Source organism: Streptomyces sp. NPDC016851, from assembly GCF_055562795.1.
This window is the reverse complement of the sequence record NZ_JBVHEP010000017.1, coordinates 109,362-128,340: the sequence shown is the minus strand read 5'-3', so window position 1 is coordinate 128,340 and position 18,979 is coordinate 109,362. Positions and strand designations below refer to the sequence as shown.

The 18,979-nt window shown below is 73.4% G+C and carries 16 protein-coding genes and 1 pseudogene; 3 read left to right on the top strand and 14 right to left on the bottom strand.

Going from position 1 to position 18,979, the window contains the following annotated elements; all coding sequences use genetic code 11:
* Positions 1-16: 16 nt before the first annotated feature.
* The 9 genes and pseudogenes from rfaE2 to ACZ3I3_RS25915 form a co-directional block, all read right to left on the bottom strand.
* A complete protein-coding gene (gene rfaE2 / locus ACZ3I3_RS25955; protein ID WP_467368864.1) occupies positions 17-1,381 on the bottom strand; it encodes a D-glycero-beta-D-manno-heptose 1-phosphate adenylyltransferase in 1,365 nt (454 codons plus the stop codon).
* 243 nt (positions 1,382-1,624) lie between these two features.
* Positions 1,625-2,198: pseudogene (locus ACZ3I3_RS25950) on the bottom strand (D-sedoheptulose-7-phosphate isomerase); the annotation flags it as partial.
* Entirely contained in the window at positions 2,198-3,415 is a 1,218-nt protein-coding gene (locus tag ACZ3I3_RS25945; RefSeq protein ID WP_467368862.1) for a glycosyltransferase, read from the bottom strand. The pseudogene ACZ3I3_RS25950 and the gene ACZ3I3_RS25945, both read right to left, overlap by 1 nt.
* A complete protein-coding gene (locus ACZ3I3_RS25940) occupies positions 3,412-4,362 on the bottom strand; it encodes a glycosyltransferase (protein ID WP_467368861.1) in 951 nt (316 codons plus the stop codon). The genes ACZ3I3_RS25945 and ACZ3I3_RS25940 overlap by 4 nt, the downstream gene beginning before the upstream one ends.
* Positions 4,359-5,351 carry a glycosyltransferase family 9 protein gene (locus ACZ3I3_RS25935; RefSeq protein WP_467368859.1) on the bottom strand — a complete coding sequence of 331 codons (993 nt, stop codon included), beginning with the start codon at positions 5,349-5,351 and terminating at the stop codon, positions 4,359-4,361. The genes ACZ3I3_RS25940 and ACZ3I3_RS25935 overlap by 4 nt, the downstream gene beginning before the upstream one ends.
* Positions 5,348-5,947, bottom strand: a complete 600-nt coding sequence (locus tag ACZ3I3_RS25930; protein WP_467368857.1) for a D-glycero-alpha-D-manno-heptose-1,7-bisphosphate 7-phosphatase — start codon at positions 5,945-5,947, stop codon at positions 5,348-5,350. Before ACZ3I3_RS25930 ends, ACZ3I3_RS25935 begins: the two co-directional genes overlap by 4 nt.
* Positions 5,944-6,942: a glycosyltransferase gene (locus tag ACZ3I3_RS25925; protein WP_467368855.1), complete on the bottom strand. Its 999-nt coding sequence runs from the start codon at positions 6,940-6,942 to the stop codon at positions 5,944-5,946. The genes ACZ3I3_RS25930 and ACZ3I3_RS25925 overlap by 4 nt, the downstream gene beginning before the upstream one ends.
* On the bottom strand, positions 6,939-8,597 hold the full coding sequence (locus ACZ3I3_RS25920) for a carbamoyltransferase family protein (protein WP_467368853.1): 1,659 nt from the start codon (positions 8,595-8,597) through the stop codon (positions 6,939-6,941). The genes ACZ3I3_RS25925 and ACZ3I3_RS25920 overlap by 4 nt, the downstream gene beginning before the upstream one ends.
* Before the next feature lie 145 nt (positions 8,598-8,742).
* A complete protein-coding gene (locus ACZ3I3_RS25915) occupies positions 8,743-9,705 on the bottom strand; it encodes an NAD-dependent epimerase/dehydratase family protein (RefSeq protein ID WP_467368851.1) in 963 nt (320 codons plus the stop codon).
* A 126-nt stretch (positions 9,706-9,831) separates the two neighbouring features.
* Here ACZ3I3_RS25915 and ACZ3I3_RS25910 point away from each other — a divergent pair, with 126 nt between their 5' ends.
* The 3 genes from ACZ3I3_RS25910 (at position 9,832) to ACZ3I3_RS25900 (ending at position 12,078) form a co-directional block, all read left to right on the top strand.
* Positions 9,832-10,599, top strand: coding sequence for a polysaccharide deacetylase family protein (locus ACZ3I3_RS25910; RefSeq protein ID WP_467369008.1), 768 nt, complete (start codon positions 9,832-9,834; stop codon positions 10,597-10,599).
* 105 nt (positions 10,600-10,704) lie between these two features.
* The gene (locus tag ACZ3I3_RS25905) at positions 10,705-11,598 is read left to right on the top strand and encodes a Vgb family protein (protein ID WP_467368849.1); all 894 of its coding nucleotides are present in this window, start codon (positions 10,705-10,707) and stop codon (positions 11,596-11,598) included.
* Positions 11,599-11,637: 39 nt separating this feature from the next.
* On the top strand, positions 11,638-12,078 hold the full coding sequence (locus tag ACZ3I3_RS25900; RefSeq protein WP_467368847.1) for an SRPBCC family protein: 441 nt from the start codon (positions 11,638-11,640) through the stop codon (positions 12,076-12,078).
* Between the two features lie 38 nt (positions 12,079-12,116).
* Here ACZ3I3_RS25900 and ACZ3I3_RS25895 read toward each other — a convergent pair whose 3' ends face one another.
* The 5 genes from ACZ3I3_RS25895 to ACZ3I3_RS25875 form a co-directional block, all read right to left on the bottom strand.
* Positions 12,117-13,268, bottom strand: coding sequence for an XdhC family protein (locus tag ACZ3I3_RS25895; RefSeq protein WP_467368845.1), 1,152 nt, complete (start codon positions 13,266-13,268; stop codon positions 12,117-12,119).
* Between the two features lie 37 nt (positions 13,269-13,305).
* The gene (locus ACZ3I3_RS25890) at positions 13,306-14,763 is read right to left on the bottom strand and encodes an NCS2 family permease (RefSeq protein ID WP_467368843.1); all 1,458 of its coding nucleotides are present in this window, start codon (positions 14,761-14,763) and stop codon (positions 13,306-13,308) included.
* Positions 14,764-14,871: 108 nt separating this feature from the next.
* Positions 14,872-17,271, bottom strand: coding sequence for a xanthine dehydrogenase family protein molybdopterin-binding subunit (locus ACZ3I3_RS25885; RefSeq protein ID WP_467368841.1), 2,400 nt, complete (start codon positions 17,269-17,271; stop codon positions 14,872-14,874).
* A gap of 2 nt (positions 17,272-17,273) precedes the next feature.
* Positions 17,274-17,846: a (2Fe-2S)-binding protein gene (locus tag ACZ3I3_RS25880; RefSeq protein ID WP_397616376.1), complete on the bottom strand. Its 573-nt coding sequence runs from the start codon at positions 17,844-17,846 to the stop codon at positions 17,274-17,276.
* Positions 17,846-18,736 (bottom strand): FAD binding domain-containing protein, encoded by an 891-nt coding sequence (locus ACZ3I3_RS25875; RefSeq protein ID WP_467368838.1) that lies wholly within the window; start codon positions 18,734-18,736, stop codon positions 17,846-17,848. The genes ACZ3I3_RS25880 and ACZ3I3_RS25875 overlap by 1 nt, the downstream gene beginning before the upstream one ends.
* Between the last annotated feature and the right edge of the window lie 243 nt (positions 18,737-18,979).

Below are 18,979 nucleotides of genomic sequence, written 5' to 3'. Positions count from 1 at the left end.
CCGCTCATCGGGTGCGTCATCGTGCTCCTTCCGCCGCCCGTTCCATCAGGGCCGTCGAGGAACGGCCGTCGAGGTAGGGCAGGAGGACCGCCTGGCCGCCCCACTTCTGGAGGAGGGCGGCTTCCGGCAGGTCGGCGGCCGCGTAGTCGCCGCCCTTGACCCAGACGTCGGGGCGCAGGTCGGCCAGGAGCCGTTCGGGGGTGTCCTCGTCGAAGACGGCCACCGCGTCGACGCAGGCCAGCGCGCGCAGGACGCGGACCCGGTCGGCGAGCGGGTTGACCGGGCGGCCGCCGCCCTTGCGGCGGCGCACCGAGTCGTCCGAGTTGACGCACACCACCAGGCAGTCGCCGAGCCGCCGGGCGGCCTGGAGCAGGCCGACGTGGCCGGCGTGCAGCAGGTCGAAGCAGCCTCCCGCGGCGACGACGGTGCCGTGGGCGGCGCGGATCCGGGCGGCCAGGGCGTACGGGTCGTCGTCACCGGGCGGCGGTGCCGGTGCGGCGTCCGCGCTCGGTACGGCGGCCGCTCCGCCCGCCGCGACGAAGCCGGTCGCGGCGGCGACGGCGCCCTCGACGGCCTCGGCGACCAGGACCCCGTCGGCGAGCAGCCCGGCCGCGGTGGCGGCGAACCGGTCCCCGGCCCCGCAGCTGTCGCCGGGGTGCGCGGCGGGCGCGGGGACGAGCAGCGGGTGTTCCCCGTAGGACAGCAGGGCGCCGCGGGAACCGAGGGTGACCGCGACGGCGGCGGCCCGCCAGTGCCGCACGAGGGCGGCGGCGCTGTGGGCGGCGGCGTGCAGGTCGCGGCGGGCGGTGCCGTCCTGCGGGGCGAGGCCGTGGGCCTCCTTCTCGGCCGGTGTCACCAGCCGGGTGCCGGGCACGGGCGCACCGCCGCGCGGGTGCGGGTCCCAGATCAGCGGCGGGCGCGCGGCGAGGACATCGCGCAGGGCGTCGGCGGTGCCGCGGCCGTAGTCGGAGACCAGGACGGCGGGCGCGGAGCGGACGGCTTTGCGGGCGGCGTCGGTGGCCTCGCGGGTGCGGCCCGCGCCGCGGTCCAGCCGGACCACCGGGCGGTCCTGCGCGAGGACGCGGGTCTTCTCGGACAGCGGGCCGGTCAGGGGCAGCGGGACGAGGGTGAGCCAGGGCTCCAGGAGACGGCGCAGCGCGCGGCTGGCCGGGTCGTCGCCCACTCCCGCCACCAGGGTGACGTCGCGGCCGTCGCGGGCGGCGAGGTAGGCGGCGAGTGCCGCGCCGCCGGGCCGGGTCCGCTCCCCGCAGTCGTCGACGACCGGCACGGGCGCGTCGGGCGCGAGCCGTTCGGCGCGGCCGGTCACGTCCCGGTCCAGCAGCGCGTCACCGACGACGACGAGGGGTGCCTTGCCGTTCATGTCACCTCCTGCCGTTGCCGTCGCGCCGCGGGTCACCGCCGTCCCGCCACCGGCCGTCGCGGTCCCGCCGGCCGCCGTGCCCGTTCTGCCGGGCGCCGCTGCCGCCGCTGCCGTCGAGCCACCGGCCGTCACCGGCACGCAGACCGCCGGGCCCGTCCCGCCGGCCGTCGCCGTCCCACCTGCCGCCGGGCCCTTCCTGCCGGCCATCGCCGTCCCGTCGGCCGGTGTCGTGCCTGCGCCAGGTCCCGTTCTCCACCGCCGCGTCGAACGCCTCGCACACCATGTGCACCGTCACCAGGTGGAGTTCCTGCACGGTGGCCCCGGTCGGCGCCTCGACGCACAGGGACTCGTCGCTGCCCGCCATCAGCGGGTTGGGCGCGGGGCCGGTGAGGGCCCACACCCGCACGCCCGCTGCGCGGGCGGCGTCCGCGGCGGACAGCAGGTTGGCGCTGGCTCCGCTGGTGGACAGCAGCATCAGGACGTCGCCGGGGCGGCCGTGGGCGCGCACCTGGCGGGCGAACACCTCGTCCACGCCGTAGTCGTTGGCGATGGCGGTGGTGCTGGAGGTGTCGGCATGCAGGGCGATCGCAGAGAAGGCGGGCCGGTCGTCGCGGTAGCGGCCGACGAGTTCGGCGGTCAGGTGCTGGGCCTGCGCCGCGCTGCCGCCGTTGCCCGCGGCCAGCAGCCGGCCGCCGCCGGTGAGCACGGCCGCCAGGTGCTCGCCCCACCGCTGGGTGATGTGCGCCGAGGCGCGGAACGCGGTCAGGGCGTCCTGGAGTTCGTCGCAGTGCCCGGTGACGGGCGGGTGCACGGTCATCACGCCACCTCCTTCTGCTGTGCGTGTCCGGCGAGGACCTGGCGGTGGACCTGCTCCACGCCGTCGGCGACGCGCCGCCAGGTGTAGTGGGCGAGGACGCGGTCGCGGCCGGCGCCGCCGTAGCGGCGGCGCAGTGCGTCGTCGGCGAGGAGTTCGCGTACGGCGGCGGCGATGGACTCGGGATCCTGCGGCGGGACGAGCCGGCCCGTGGTGCCCTCGGCGACGCTGTCGCGGTGGCCGCCGACGTCGGTGGCGACGACGGGCACGCCGCAGGCCATCGCCTCCAGCGGCACGATGCCGAACGGCTCGTAGACCGGCGTGCACAGCACCAGGTCCGCGCTGCCGATGAGTGCGGGCATGCCGTCCGGGTCGACCGCGCCGAGCAGCCGGACCCGGTCGGCCACACCGGTGCTCCGCGCGAGCCGCCGCAGCCGCCGCGCCTCGGGGTCGTCGGCGAGCCGGTCGGCGGCGGGTCCGCCCGCGATGAGGAGTTCGGCGTCCGGGACCCGGGCGAGGGCCCGTACGGCCTGGTCGTAGCCCTTGCGCGGGACGAGCCGACCGCAGGCGAGGAGCCGGTGCCGTGCGCGGCGTGCCGGGACGCCGTCGGACCGTGCCCCGGGCCGGAACTGCTCGGCGTCCACCCCGCAGGGCACCACGGAAACCTGGCGGCGCGGCACGCCCAGCTCGGCCAGTTCGTGCACCTCGTCGGTGCAGGTGGCCAGTACGCGGGCGCAGCCGCGGCCGATCTGCCGCTCGATGCCGACGCGTTCGGGCGGGCTGGTGTCGAGCCGGCCCTGGTGGCGGCGCTTGACCGTGCCGAGGGCGTGGAAGGTCTGCACAACGGGCACGCCGTACGGCTGGGCGCCGATCCGGGAGGCCATGCCGGACATCCAGAAGTGGGCGTGCACCACGTCCGGCCGCTCGCGGCCCCAGGCGCGGGCCAGCCAGGCCCCGAAGTCGGGCATGTACGGGAACAGTTCGTCCTTGGGGACGGGCTCGGCCGGTCCGGCGGGCACGTGCTCGACGACGGCCCCGCCGGGCAGCGGCACCCGGTCGGGCAGGCCGGCGGCGTCGCGCCGGGTGTAGACCGTCACGTCATGGCCGCGCCGGGCCAGTTCCTCGCTCAGGCGGGCCACGTACACGTTCTGGCCCCCTGCGTCGACGCCGCCGAGCGCGGCGAGGGGGCTCGCGTGCTCGGACACCATGGCGATCCTCATCGGGCCACCTCCTTCAGCAGCCGCTCCCAGTCGTCCAGGAAGCGGGACAGCCCGTAGCGGGCGAGCGCCGCCGCCCGTGCTCCCTCGCCGACCATGCGCGCGTGCAGCGGGTCGGCGACGAAGTTCCGTACGGCGCGGGTCAGTTCGTCGATGCGGTTGGAGACCACTCCGGCGCCGGGCGGTACGGCCTCGGTGACCTCGGTGGTGGCGAGCGCGACCACGGGCATGCCGAGGTGCATCGCCTCCAGCAGGGACAGGCCGAGGGAGGTCCAGCGGACGGGGTGGACGTAGACGCGTCGCCGCGCCATGGCCGCGTGCAGTTCGTCCTGCGTGAGTTCGTGGGAGCGGCAGCGGTCGGCGGGGATGCCGAGATGGCCGGCGAGGCCCTCGGTGCCCATGCCGAAGACGTCCAGCGGGGCCGCCTCGGCGAAGGCCGGCAGCAGGTCGGTGCCGGTGGTACGGCCGCGCCGGACCGGCTCGTTGACGGCGACGGCGGCGCGTTCCAGCTCCCCGGTCCACAGCGGCCCGGGGTCGACGATGCCGTGCTCGATGACGGTGCTGGGCGTCGGACCCGCGTCCCACATCAGGCGGTTGAAGTGCGTGACGTGGACGAGGGTGACGCCGGGGATTTCGGCGGCGGGGTGGCGGGTGTCCGGGACGTCGCCGTGCGGGGCGTTGTGCTCCAGGTACACCAGGGGCGGGCGGCGGCCCAGCCACCGGTCGACCAGGTCGAGTTCGTGCGGGCGTTGCAGCACGACGAGGTCGATGTCCTCGTCCCGCAGCCGCTCCGGCGGCACTTCGACGACCGAGTCGGGCCAGTCCCAGGTACGGGCCCGGCCGAGCCCGTCGGGGCCCCGGTCGGGCGTGACGGGCACGACGTAGGTGTGCGGTCCCTGCACGAACGCGGTGGTCCACGACCCGTGCACGTGCCAGAGCAGGATCCTCATGCCGCCTCCCCCATCAGCTTCTCCACGGCGGTCACCACGTCGTGCGCGGTGACGGTGTCCAGGCAGGGATGACCGGGCACCGGGCACTCCCGCGCCCTGCTGTCCGCGCACGGGGCGTCCTGGTCGCCGAGCAGCACGTACGGGACGCCGTACGGCCGCCAGCGCTCGGCGGGGACGACCGGTGAGAACAGGGACACCACCGGGGTGCCGACGGCGGCGGCGAGATGGGCGGGGCCGGTGTTGCCGGTGACGACGACGGTGGCGCCCGCGAGGACGCCGGCGAGTTCCGCGGCTCCGGTGCGGCCGCCGAGGTCGAGGGCGTGCGAGCCCGCGACGTACGCGGTCAGGTCCCTCTCCCCCGCGCCGCCGGTGACCACCACGCGGTGCCCGGCGGCGGCCAGTTCGCGCACCGCCTCGGCGCAGCGGTCGGGGCTCCACGCGCGTGCGGGGACGCTGGCGCCGGGGTGCAGGACGACGTACGGCTCCGGGCCGGTGAGCCCGGCCGTGTCGGGCGGCGGGAGCACCCGGGGCCGGCCGTCGTCGGCCGCCGGGAACCCGGCGGCCTCGGCGAGGTCGAGCGCCGCCTCCACCTCGTGGGCGTGCGGGGCGCGGTGGTGGCGTACGTCGAGGAGGGAGCCGGGGTAGTCCTCGCTGTCGGCGGCGATGAAGTCCACGCCGGCCAGGCGCAGCAGCAGCGCGGTCGGCAGCGGGGACTGGTGGAACGACGTGAGGATCAGGGCCGTGTCGGCGTCGATGGTGTCGATGAGCAGCTCGACCTCGCCGCGGCCGACGGGCGGGGGCGTGAGGCCCACCCAGGGCGCGTCCCACACGAGGACGTCGTCGACGCCCGGGAGCAGCCGGGCGGCGGGCGCGCCGCGCGGTCCGCACAGCAGGGTGACGGTGTCGGCGCGGGCGGCGACCGCGCGGATGGCGGGTCCGGCGAGCAGGACGTCGCCGAAGCTGTCGAGACGGGTGACGAGTGCCTTCACGCGTCCCTCCCCTGCCTCGGGGCGGCCGTGTAGGCCTCCTGGATCGGGCGTTCGTCGGCGAGGACGCGGCCCTCGGGCGGTCCGTCCAGTACGGCGCGGACGGCGGTCAGCAGGTCGGGGGCGACATGGTCCGCGTCCGCGGTCTCCTCGGGCCGGGTGTGCGCGGTGGGGACGAGGATGCCGTGGGCGCCGGCGCGGCGGGCGGCCTCGACGTCGGCGCCGATGTCGCCGATGACGACGCAGTCGGCGGGGTTGGTGCAGATCCGCCCGGCCGCCCACAGCACCATGCCGGGCTGGGGTTTGCGGCAGTGGCAGCCGTCGTCGGGGCCGTGCGGGCAGACGGCGAACACCTCGAAGGGGCCGAGGAGTTCGTCGACGCGGTGGTTGACGCGGCGGACGTCGGCCTCGGTGAGCAGTCCCCGGGCGACACCGGACTGGTTGGTGACGACGCCGGTGCGGATGCCGCGTGCGCGCAAGCGGGCGAGCGCCTCGCGGGCGCCCTCGACGGGGCGTACGCGGTCGGGGTCGGCGTTGTAGGGGACGTCGTGGACGAGGGTGCCGTCGCGGTCGAACAGCACGGCCTTGACCGGGCTCATCGCGCCACCTCCTGCCAGGAGGGGGCGTGGCGGTGGCGCAGGGCGCCGGTCAGCCGGTGCCAGGTCGCGGCGGGCGGGATGAGCACGCTGGTCGCCAGCATGGTCGTCACCTCGTCGCGGGTGCGCGGGCCGGGGGCGATGCGGGCCCGGGCGAACTCCGCGGTGCCGGCCGCCCAGCCGAGCGCGCAGGCCGCGGCGGCCCGGCCGTGTCCGGTGGCGGCGAGGGCGCACGCGGCGACGCCCGCGGTGGTGATCGCCGCGTGCTTGCGGATCCGGCCGCGCGGCGCGACGGCCTTGTCCCACCAGTCGGGTCCGTGCAGCTGCCGCATGAGGGCGTCGTCGGCGTTGCCGCGCTGCTGGCGCACGGACACCCAGCGGTCGGCGGGGCGCACGGGGTGGCGGGTGGTGCGGCGGCCCTGCCGGATACGCCAGCCCGCGTCGAGGAGTCGCAGCGCGAGGTCGGCGTCCTCGCGGAAGGCGCGCCGGAAGCGTTCGTCGAAGCCGCCGGCCTGTTTGAGGGCGTCGGTGCGGTAGGCCATGTCGGCGGTGATCCAGTGGGCGCGGGCGAGTCCGGCGGTGCCGCGTTCCCAGTCGGTGGGCCGGCGTTCGCCGGGCAGCGGGACGGTGATGTCGCCCTGGACGCCGGCGATGTCGGGTGTCGCCTCGGAGAGGTCCTCGGCCAGTTGGTCGCCCCAGTGGGGTCCGACCTGGACGTCGTCGTCGAGGAACACGGTCCATGGCGCGGTCACGGCCCGCAGTCCGGTGTTGCGGGCGGCGGCGGGCCCGCGTCCGCCGCCGCTGAGCACGCGGGTGCGCTCGCGCAGGTCGCCGAGGACGCTCAACGGGTGTTCCAGCGTTCCGGGTTCGGGGTCGGGGCGGTCGTCGACGAGGACGATCTGCTCGGGGCGCGGCCCGGTCGCGGCGGCGAGCGCGGCGAGGCAGTCGGCGAGGGTGTCCCGTACGAGGGTGGGGATGACGACGGCGTAGGAGGTCATGCCGCTGCCCTCCCCGCGTCGAACATCCGCCCCCGGCGGACCGCGTACGGGCCGATGGCCAGCAGGTCGACGGGCGCGGAGCCGAAGCACTCCAGCGCGTCGCGCGGGTCGTCGACCATGGGCCGGCCGGCGGTGTTGAGGCTGGTGTTGACGACCACGGGCAGTCCGGTGCGCCGCTCGAAGGCGCTCAGCATCCGTGCCACCAGGGGTTCGCGCCGTTCCTCGACGGTCTGGATGCGGGCGGTGCCGTCGACGTGCACGACGGCGGGGATGCGGTCGCGCCACTCCTTCGCGACGTCGTGCACGAACAGCATGTACGGGCTGGGCAGCGGGCCGCCGGAGAACAGGTCGGCGGCGCGGTCGGCGAGGACCATCGGGGCGACGGGCCGGAACTCCTCACGGCCCTTGACGTGGTTGAGGCGTTCCAGGTTGTCGGCGCGGCCGGGGTGGGCGAGCAGGGAGCGGTGCCCGAGGGCGCGCGGCCCGTACTCGCTGCGGCCCTGGAACCAGGCGACCACTCCGTCCCGGGCCAGTTCCTCGGCGACGGTCTCGGCGATGTCGTCGGGCTTCTCGTAGGGGATCGCCGCCGTGTCGAGCCAGGCGCGCAGTTCGTCGTCGCTCCAGCCGCGGCCGAGGTCGGCGCCGGGCATCGGGTCGGCCTGTCCGGTCTCCGTCGCGGCGAGGTGCAGCGCCCCGCCGAGCGCGGTGCCGGCGTCCCCGGCGGCGGGCTGCACCCACACGTCCCGGTACGGGCCCTTGGCCACGATCTTGGAGTTGGCGACGCAGTTGAGGGCGACGCCCCCGGCCATCGTGAGTGCCTCGCCCCCGGCCTCGCGGTGCAGCCAGTGCACGAGCTCCAGCAGGACCTCTTCGAGGACGGCCTGGGTACTCGCGGCGAGGTCGGCGTGGTCCTGGTTCCAGGGTTCGCCCTTGGCGCGGGGCGGCGCGAAGGCGGCCCAGTCGACGCCGTGGGCGCGGAAGCCGCCGTGGCCGGTGGGGTGGACGTACTGCCGCAGCTGCGGCAGGAAGCGCGGGGTGCCGTAGGAGGCGAGGGCCATCACCTTGTACTCATCGCTGCTGCGCAGGAACCCGAGGTGTTCGGTGAGGTCCTCGTAGACCAGGCCGAGCGAGTCGGGCAGCGCCTGCGTGGCGAGGGTGTCGAGCTTGCCGTCGCGGTAGCGGCCGGCCAGGTGGGAGGCGGCCTCGCCGCGGCCGTCCAGGACGAGGACGGCGCTGTCGGGGTGCGGCGATGCGGGCCCGGCGGAGGCGGCGTGCGCGACGTGGTGGGGGACGAAGACGACCCGGTCGGGGTCGAGGCCGGGCAGGGCCTCGGCGAGGAACTCGGGGGCGCGGCGCGCGTACTCCAGGCGCAGTGGGTCCCAGGGGTCGTTCAGGCCCATGTCGCGGGCGGGCCGGGCGAGCTTCGGGTCGAAGGAGTAGGTGACGGCATCCAGGTCCCCGGGCCGCAGGCCCGCCTGCTCCAGGCACCAGCGGGCGGACAGCTCGGGCAGTTCCCACGCGGAGAACGGCAGTGGGCGCTTGCCGTGCTTGCGCCGGCTGAAGCGCTCCTCCTCGGCGGCCGCGACCGTGTGGCCGTCGACGACCAGAGCGGCGGCTGGGTCGTGGAACAAGGCGTTGATACCAAGGATGCGCATGTGCTCCGTCCCGAGCTGTGTGGCGTACTCCGGCGTCTCGGCGAGTGCCGCACTGCGGCTGTCTCAAACTGTTGGAGACAACTCACCGCCCGATAGCCGGATTTTTCACTTCATGTAGCGTTAAGAACCCACGCCGTGATCGCGCTCAGGCGGCCACGGAGCGCGAGAACCAGCCAATGGTCCGTTCGAGTCCCTCGCTCCAGCCGATACGGGGCTGCCAGCCGAGCCGCTCCCGGGCCAGCCGGGTGTCGGGGCGGCGCCGGGCCGGGTCGTCGACGGGGCGGTCCACGAACCGGATGCGGGAGGCGGAACCGGTGATCTCCACGATCCTGCGGGCCAGCTCCAGCATCGTGATCTCGTCGCCGCCGCCGATGTTCACGGGCCCGGTCTCGGCGGAGGCGGCCAGCGCGAGGACGCCGTCCACGGTGTCGTCGACGTAAGCCAGCGAGCGCGTCTGCCCGCCGTCCCCGGCGACGGTCAGGGGCATGCCGTCCAGGGCCTGCGCGATGAAGGTGGGGACGGCGCGGCCGTCGCCGGTGCGCATGCGGGGGCCGTACGTGTTGAAGATGCGGACGATGGCGGTGTCGGTGCCGCGCGCCTGGCGGTGGGCGGTGACCAGGGCCTCCGCGAACCGCTTGGACTCGTCGTAGACGCTGCGCGGTCCGATCGGGTTGACGTTGCCCCAGTACGTCTCGCGCTGCGGATGCTCCAGCGGGTCGCCGTACACCTCGGAGGTGGAGGCGAGCACGAGGCGGGCTCCGTCGGTGTGGGCCCGCTCCAGCGCGAGGCGGGTGCCCGTGCTGCCGACGTCGAGGGTCTCCAGCGGCAGCCGCAGGTAGTCGGCGGGCGAGGCCGGGCAGGCGAAGTGCAGAACGAGGTCGAAGCGGCCCGGCAGCGCCCGCCAGACCGCCGGGTCGGTGGCGTCACCGCGTACGAAGCGGAAGCCGGGCCACTGCTCCAGGTCGGCCACGTTGGCGCGGGAGCCGGTGGCCAGGTTGTCCAGGCACACGACCTCCGTGCCGGCGTCGACCAGCCGTGCGCACAGATGGGACCCCACGAAACCCGCACCGCCGGTCACCAGGGCCCGGCGCCAGGCGCGTCCGCTCACGGGACTCTCCTTCCGCTGGCGTTCACTTGCGTATCGGCGTGAGTAACCAGACGGGGAGCCGGAACACTATAAACCGGACGTATACACAGTGTGTATAGTCCCGGCATGCCTTCTCTGACCAAGAAGATGAAGAAAACGGGGACCGCGTTCCGAACGGCCGGAACGCTCGCGGCGACCGCCGCCCTGACACTGCTCCTGAGCGGCTGCTCGGGACTCGACACCACGGCTCCCAGCGCCGTCCGCGCCCAGGCGGCGACGGACGTCCGGGCAGCGCGCTTCGGCACCGTCGACTGCCGTGAGGTGAAGTGCATCGCGCTCACCTTCGACGCCGGGCCGAGCGAGCACTCCGCACGCCTGCTGGACATCCTGAAGGAGAAACAGGTCCCGGCGACCTTCTTCCTCCTCGGCAAGCGGCACATCGAGAAGTACCCGGAGCTGGTGCGGCGGATGGCGGACGAGGGCCACGAGGTGGCCAGCCACACCTGGGACCACAAGATCCTGACCCGGCTCAGACCCGAGGAGATACGCGAGGAGCTCGAACGCCCCAACCAGGAGATAGAACGCCTCACCGGCCGGCGCCCGACCCTGATGCGCCCGCCGCAGGGCCGCACCGACGACACCGTCCACGAGATCTGCCGCGAGCTGGGCCTCGCCGAGGTGCTGTGGAGCGTGACGGCGAAGGACTACACGACGACCGACCCGGACCTGATCACCCGCCGCGTCCTCGCCCAGGCGTCCCGGGACGGGATCATCCTGCTGCACGACATCTACGACGGCACGGTGCCGGCGGTGCCGGGGATCATCGACGCGCTCAAGGAACGGGGCTATGTGTTCGTGACGGTGCCGCAGTTGCTGGCACCGGGGAAGGCTGAGCCGGGAAAGGTGTACCGGTAGGGGCCGACAGAGGGTCGACGCCCCGGCGGGAAAAGGAGTTGCGGCCGCCGTCGCGCGCGGGGAGGGTGCGAGCGCACACCCCTTAGGGCGCTGAAGGGAGCACCGTTGTCGCACTCTGACACTCCGGTCGTCCGGGAGTTCGCCGTGGCGGACCGGGACGCCGGGCCGTACGGCATCACGGCCGGGCCGGACGGGGCGCTGTGGCTCACGTTCGTCCACAGCGGCCGGATCGGGCGTCTCACGCCGGACGGCGAGCTCACGCAGTTCGCGCTGGACTCGCCGTCCTGCCGCCCCATGGTCATCGCGCCCGGGCCGGACGGGGCGCTGTGGTTCACCCGCTCCGCGGACCACCGGATCGGCCGCGTCACGGTCGACGGCGAGACGGAATCGTTCGCCTTGCCGACGCCCGACTGCGGCCCCTACGGCATCACGGCCGGCCCGGACGGCGCGGTCTGGTTCACGCAGATGAACACGGACCGCATCGGCCGCCTGACGACCGACGGGGAGATCACCGAGTTCGCCCTCCCGGTGACGGGCACCTTCCCCTCGGCGATCACCCCGGGCCCGGACGGCGCCCTGTGGTTCACGCTCAACCAGGCCAACGCCATCGGCCGCATCACCGTCACCGGCGACATCCGCCTGCACCCCCTGCCCACCCCGGACGCCGGCCCGGTCGGTATCACCAGCGACGGCACCGACCTGTGGTTCGTCGAGATCGCGGCCGGCCGGATCGGCAGGGCCTCCCCCGACGGCCGGATCGAGGAGTTCCCCCTCCCCGACGGCACCTCCCGCCCCCACGCCATCACCACGACCTCCCGCGGAGCCTGCTGGTTCACGGAGTGGGGCACCAACCGCATCGGCCACCTCTCCCTCACGGGAGAACTCCTCGAACTCCCCCTCCCGTCCCCGAACTCCGAGCCGCACGGCATCACGACGACCCCGGACGGCACCGTGTGGGCGGCCCTGGAGACGGGAGCGGTGGCACGGGTGACTCCGTAGGCGAAGCGTTCGGGGGCGGGGAGTCCTTACGATCGTCGCGTGGCGAACATCCTGCTCGTACGTACCGTTCCGCTTCCCCTCGACGAGGCGTGGCGGCGGATCACGCTGTGGCCGCGGCACGGTGACGTGGTGCCGTTGACCTCGGTCAGGGTGGTTCCGCCCGAGCCGACCGGCGTGGGCACGGTCGTCGTAGCCCGGTCGGGTGTCGGGCCGCTGGCCTTCGAGGACCCGATGGAGGTCACGCTGTGGCAGCCGCCGGAGGACGGGGCGCCGGGGATGTGCCGCCTGGAGAAGCGGGGCCGGGTGGTGCTGGGCTGGGCGGAGCTGGAGGTGCGGCCGGGGCCCGGGGGCCGTAGCCGTGTGCTCTGGCGGGAGGAGATCCGAATCCGGCTGCTGCCGTCACTCTTCGACGGCCTGCTGCGGCTCTCGGCGCGGTACGTGTTCGGACGTGCGCTGAACCGTTTGCTCAGGCGTCCGTGACGCCCCGGCGGCAGCCGAGGGTGGCCTGCTGAGCCGCCTCAGGCCACCGACCCGATCCGGCCGGCCGGCTTCGGCCCCGGCTCGTGGTGGATCGGCATATGCGCCCCGGTCAGCGAGACCCCGTTGCCGCCGCGCCGCCCGGCGACGATCTCCGACGCGATCGACAGGGCCGTCTCCTCGGGCGTACGGGCCCCGAGGTCCAGGCCGATCGGCGAGTGCAGCCGGCTCAACTCCAGCTCGGTCACGCCGACTTCCCGCAGGCGTGCGTTGCGGTCCAGGTGGGTGCGCCGGGAGCCCATCGCACCGACGTACGCCACCGGCAGCCGCAGCGCCAGCTTCAGCAGGGGCACGTCGAACTTGGCGTCGTGGGTGAGGACGCACAGGACCGTACGGCCGTCGACGTCCGTGCGCTCCAGGTAGCGGTGGGGCCAGTCGACGACGATCTCGTCGGCGTCCGGGAAGCGCGCCCGGGTCGCGAAGACGGGGCGCGCGTCGCACACCGTGACGTGGTAGCCGAGGAACTTGCCGATACGGACCAGGGCCGAGGCGAAGTCGATCGCGCCGAACACGATCATGCGGGGTGCCGGGACCGAGGACTCGATCAGGACCGTGAGCGGTGCTCCGCATCGAGAGCCCCGCTCTCCGATCTCCAGGGTGCCGGTGCGGCCGGCGTCCAGGAAGGCGCCCGCCTCCCCGGCGACCGTGCGGTCCAGTTCCGGGTGGGCGCCGAAGCCGCCCTCGCAGGAGCCGTCGGCCCGGACCAGCAGGGCCCGGCCCGTCAGTTCGCGCGGTCCCGACACGATCCGCGCCACCGCCGCCGCCTCCCCTCGCGCGGCGGCGGTGAGCGCGGACGCGACCACCTGACGGACCGGATCGCCGGCCCGGACCGGGGTGACCAGGATGTCGATGACGCCGCCGCAGGTCAGACCCACGGCGAAGGCGTCGTCGTCGCTGTATCCGAAGCGCTCCAGGACGGTCTCGCCGTCCCGCAGCGCCCGCTCGCACAGCTCGTAGACCGCGCCCTCCACGCAGCCGCCGGAGACCGAGCCGATCGCCGTGCCGTCGGCGTCCACCGCGAGCGCGGCGCCGGGCTGCCGGGGCGCGCTGCCGCCGACGGCCACCACGGTGGCCACGGCGAAGTCACGGCCCTGCTCGACCCACCGGTCCAGCTCCTCGGCGATGTCCAGCATCTGTCTCGGTCTCCTTGGGGTCGCGGAGGGCCGGGCGTCAGTGGACGCCCAGCCAGCTCTCGATCGGGTTGAGGGCGAAGTAGACGAGGAACACCGCCGTCAGGATCCACATGAAGGCGCCGATCTCGCGCACCTTGCCCTGGGCGGTCTTGATGGCGACGTAGGAGATGACGCCCGCGGCGACACCGGTGGTGATGGTGTACGTGAACGGCATCAGGACGACCGTCAGGAACACCGGGATGGCGGTGGCCCGGTCGGCCCAGTCCACGTGCCGGGCGTTCATCAGCATCATCGCGCCGATGACGACGAGGGCGGCGGACGCGACCTCCTGCGGCACGATCGCCGTGAGCGGCGTGAAGAACAGACAGGCCGCGAAGAACGCACCGGTGACGACCGAGGCGAGGCCGGTGCGCGCGCCCTCGCCGACGCCCGTGGCCGACTCGATGAACACCGTCTGCCCCGAACCGCCGGACACGCCACCGATCGCGCCGCCGGCCCCGTCGATGAACAGCGCCTTGGACAGGCCCGGCATCCGGCCCTTGTCGTCGGCGAGCTTGGCCTCGGTGCCGACACCGATGATGGTCGCCATCGCGTCGAAGAACCCGGCCAGCACCAGCGTGAAGACGATCATGCCGACGGTCATCGCGCCGACCTCGCCCCAGCCGCCGAACTCCACGTCCCCGAAGAGCGAGAAGTCGGGCATGGACACCGCGCCGCCGTGCAGTTCGGGGGCCCCGGCCGCCCACTGCTTGGGGTCGATGACGCCCGCGGCGTTCAGGATCGCGGCGACGACCGTGCCGCTGAGGATGCCGATGAGGATGGCGCCCGGGATGTTCCGGGCCTGGAGCATGAAGATCAGCAGCAGGGTGCCGGCGAAGAGCAGCACCGGCCAGCCGGCCAGTTCGCCCGCCGGGCCGAGCGCGAGGGGAGTGGCCTTCCCCTGGTGCACGAAGCCGGACTTGTAGAAGCCGATGAGGGCGATGAACAGGCCGATGCCCATGGTGATGCCGTGCTTGAGCGCGAGCGGGATCGCGTTCATGATCATCTCGCGCAGGCCGGTGACGACCAGCAGCATGATGACCACGCCGTACATCACGCACATGCCCATCGCCTGCGGCCAGGTCATCTCGGGCGCGACCTGGGAGGCGAGGACCCCGGAGACGGACAGACCCGCGGCGAGGGCGAGCGGCACCTTGCCGACGAGACCCATGAGCAGGGTGGTGAGGGCCGCCGCGAACGCGGTCGCGGTGATCAGGCCCTGCTGCGCGAGGGTGTTCCCGGCCGCGTCCTTGCCGGACAGGATCAGGGGGTTGAGCAGGAGGATGTACGCCATCGCCATGAAGGTGGTGACGCCGCCGCGCACTTCGCGCGCGACCGTGGACCCTCTGTGGGATATGTGGAAGTACCGGTCGAGCCAGGACCGTCCGGCCGGGACGCGGGTGCCTTCGCCCGCGTCTTCGGCTGTGGTCCTCGGCTCCAGTGACTGCTGGGTCATGTGGGCCTACTCCCAAGTTTCATAGGGGGTTGGGATGCACGACCCGGGGGACGGCCCGAGACGAACTGGGAGCCCGGGGGACGAAGTCCCCCAGGACTATGCGACTGCTCAGCCCTCGGAGAGCTGTGTACCCGTCAGGTGCTCGGGCCGTACCGGGGTCCGGTTCAGCTCGAGCCCGGTCGCGTTCCGGATGGCCGCGAGGACCGCCGGGGTCGACGACAGGGTGGGCGCTTCGCCGATGCCGCGCAGCCCGTACGGGGCGTGGTCGTCGGCGAGTTCGAGGACGTCGACCGGGATGGTCGGCGTGTCGAGGATGGTCGGGATCAGGTAGTCCGTGAAGGAGGGGTTCTTCACCTTCGCCGTCTTCGGGTCGACGATGATCTCCTCCATGACGGCCACGCCGAGGCCCTGTGTCGTGCCGCCCTGGATCTGGCCGAGCACGGACAGCGGGTTGAGCGCCTTGCCGACGTCCTGGGCGCAGGCCAGCTCGATGACCTTCACCAGGCCGAGCTCGGTGTCGACCTCGACGACGGCGCGGTGCGCGGCGAAGGAGTACTGGACGTGCCCGTTGCCCTGGCCGGTGCGCAGGTCGAAGGGCTCGGTCGGCCGGTGCCGCCACTCCTCCTCGACCTCCACGACCTCGTCCTCCAGGACGTCGGCCAGGTCCCCGAGGACCTCGCCGCCGTCGGTGACGACCTTGCCGCCCTCCAGGAGCAGTTCGGCCGTCGCCCAGGCCGGGTGGTAGGAGCCGAACTTGCGGCGGCCGATCTCCAGCACCTTCTCGCGGACCAGCTCACAGGCGTTCTTCACGGCACCGCCGGTGACGTACGTCTGCCGGGAGGCCGACGTCGAACCTGCGCTGCCCACGCGGGTGTCGGCGGGGTTGATGGTCACCTGCGTGACGCCCAGTTCGGTGCGGGCGATCTGCGCGTGGACCGTGACACCGCCCTGCCCGACCTCGGCCATGGCCGTGTGGACGGTGACGACGGGCTCGCCGCCGACGACCTCCATCCGGACCTTCGCGGTCGAGTAGTCGTCGAACCCCTCGGAGAAGCCCACGTTCTTGATGCCGACCGCGTAGCCGACACCGCGTACGACGCCTTCTCCGTGCGTGGTGTTGGACAGACCACCCGGCAGCTCCCGCAGGTCGGCGCCCTCGCTGGACTCCCACTGGCGCTCCGGCGGCATCGGCATCGCCTTGACGCGGCGCAGGAGTTCGGCGACCGGGGCCGGCGAGTCGACCGGCTGCCCGGTCGGCATGAGCGTGCCCTGCTCCATGGCGTTGAGCTGCCGGAACTCCACCGGGTCCATGCCGAGTTTCTTGGCCAGCTTGTCCATCTGCGCCTCGTAGGCGAAGCAGGCCTGCACCGCGCCGAAGCCGCGCATGGCGCCGCAGGGCGGGTTGTTGGTGTAGAGGGCGATGGCCTCGATGTCCACGTCGTCGATCACGTACGGACCGACCGACAGGGAGGAGGCGTTGCCGACGACGGCCGGGGAGGCGGAGGCGTAGGCGCCGCCGTCCAGGACGATCCGGCACTTCATGTGCGTGAGCTTGCCGTCCTTGGTGGCCCCGTGCTCGTAGTGGAGCTTGGCGGGGTGGCGGTGGACGTGCCCGAAGAAGGACTCGAACCGGTTGTAGACGATCTTGACGGGTTTGCCGGTGCGCAGCGCCAGCAGGCAGGCGTGGATCTGCATCGACAGGTCCTCGCGGCCGCCGAACGCGCCGCCGACGCCGGACAGCGTCATCCGCACCTTGTCCTCGGGCAGGCCGAGCACGGGCGCGATCTGGCGCAGGTCGCTGTGCAGCCACTGGGTGGCGATGTAGAGGTGGACGCCGCCGTCCTCCTCCGGCACGGCGAGGCCGGACTCGGGGCCGAGGAAGGCCTGGTCCTGCATGCCGAAGGTGTACTCGCCCTCGACGATCACGTCGGCCCGCTTGCGGGCCTCCTCCACGTCCCCGCGGACGATCGGCTGGCGGTGGACGATGTTCGGGTGCGGCACGTGCCCGGCGTGGTGGTCGTCGCGGCCCTCGTGGACGAGGATCGCGTCGGGCGCGGTCGCGGAGGCCTCGTCGGTGATGACGGGCAGTTCGCGGTAGTCCACCTTGATCTTGGCGGCGGCGCGGCGCGCGGTCTCCGGGTGGTCGGCGGCGACGATCGCGACCGGCTCGCCGTGGTGGCGGACCTTGCCGTGGGCGAGGACCGGGGTGTCCTGGATCTCCAGCCCGTAGTTCTTCACCGCGGTCGGCAGGTCGTCGTACGTCAGCACGGCGTAGACGCCCGGCGTGGCCAGGGCCTCGCTGGTGTCGATGGACACGATCTCGGCGTGCGCGACGGTCGACCGGAGGATCTGGCCCCACAGCATGTCCTCGTGCCACATGTCGGACGAGTACGCGAACTCGCCGGTGACCTTGAGGGTGCCGTCGGGGCGCAGCGTGCTCTCGCCGATGCCGCCCTTGGTCTGGGATCCCTGGGTGATCTTCGTGGGGGTTCCGCTGGGGGAAGCCATGATCAGACCGCCTCTCCCTGCCGGGCGGCCGCCAGGCGGACCGCGTCCATGATCTTCTCGTAGCCGGTGCAGCGGCACAGGTTGCCCGACAGGGCCTCGCGGATGTCCGCGTCGGTCGGGGTCGGGTTGCGCTCCAGCATCTCGTCGGCGGCGACCAGCAGACCGGGGGTGCAGAAGCCGCACTGGACGGCGCCGGCGTCGATGAACGCCTGCTGGATCGGGGAGAGCTCGGTGCCCTCGCCGGTCTGCGAGTCGGTGCCCTTGGCCTCCCACTGCTGGGCGTTCTGCAGCGTCGTACCGCACGCGTCACTCGCGCAGGAGCGCTGCTTGGCGTAGTCGGCGAGGCCCTCGACGGTGACGACCTCGCGGCCCTCCACCTGCCCGGCCGCGACCAGGCACGAACACACCGGCACGCCGTCCAGCCGGACCGTGCACGATCCGCACTCGCCCTGCTCACAGGCGTTCTTCGAACCCGGCAGGCCGAGCCGCTCCCTGAGCACGTACAGCAGGGACTCGCCCTCCCACACGTCGTCGGCTTCCTGCGGACGGCCGTTGACCGTGAAGTTGACGCGCATTACGCAGCTCCCTCGGTGGTGCGGCGGGTGCCGCGGTAGGACTCCCAGGTCCAGGTCAGCGTGCGGCGGGCCATGACGCCCACCGCGTGGCGGCGGTAGCTCGCGGTGCCCCGGACGTCGTCGATCGGGTTGCAGGCGGCGGAGCACAGGTCCGCGAACTGCTTGGCGACCGACGGGGTGATGATCTTCCCGTTGTCCCAGAAGCCGCCCTCCTCCAGCGCGGCGTTCAGGAACTCCTCGGCGGCCTTGGCCCGAACGGGTGTCGGCGCGGCCGAACCGATGCCGGTCCGCACGGTCCGCGTCTCGGGGTGCAGTGCCAGCCCGAAGGCGCACACGGCGATGACCATCGCGTTCCGGGTTCCCACCTTGGAGAACTGCTGCGGCCCGTCGGCCTTCTTCACGTGCACGGCGCGGATCAGCTCGTCGGGGGCCAGCGCGTTGCGCTTCACACCCGTGTAGAACGCGTCGATCGGGATGCGACGCGCCCCGCGCACCGACTCCACCTCCACCTCGGCGCCCGCGGCGAGCAGGGCGGGGTGGGCGTCGCCGGCCGGGGAGGCGGTGCCGAGGTTGCCGCCGACGCCGCCGCGGTTGCGGATCTGCGGGGAGGCGACCGTGTGCGAGGCCAGGGCGAGCCCCGGCAGCTCGGCGCGCAGGTTCTCCATGATCGTCGTGTACGGCACGGAGGCACCGAGCCGCACGCTCTCCTCGCCGACCTCCCACTCGCAGAGGTCTCCGATGCGGTTCAGGTCCATGAGGTACTCGGGCCGGCGGTGGTCGAAGTTGATCTCGACCATCACGTCGGTGCCACCCGCAATCGGCACAGCGGTGGGATGCTCGGCTTTCGCGGCGAGCGCCTCCTCCCAGCTGGCGGGGCGAAGGAAGTCCATGACCGGCTCTCTTCTTCGTCTTCTCGTGGGGCGTTCAGATTGAGCCAATCCGTGTGCGGCGGTCCCGGCTCGTTCCTGTGCTGTCAACGCGTAATGGCCTCAGTACACAGGCCGGTGCTCCGGCGCGGTCAGTCACGGAAACCATGAAGGAGTTGGCTGGCCAGGACGGGCATCTTGTAGATTCGTATGAACGGAGGCCATCAGCAACCTCCTCGTTTTCCTGTGGAAACGCGCGACACAGCC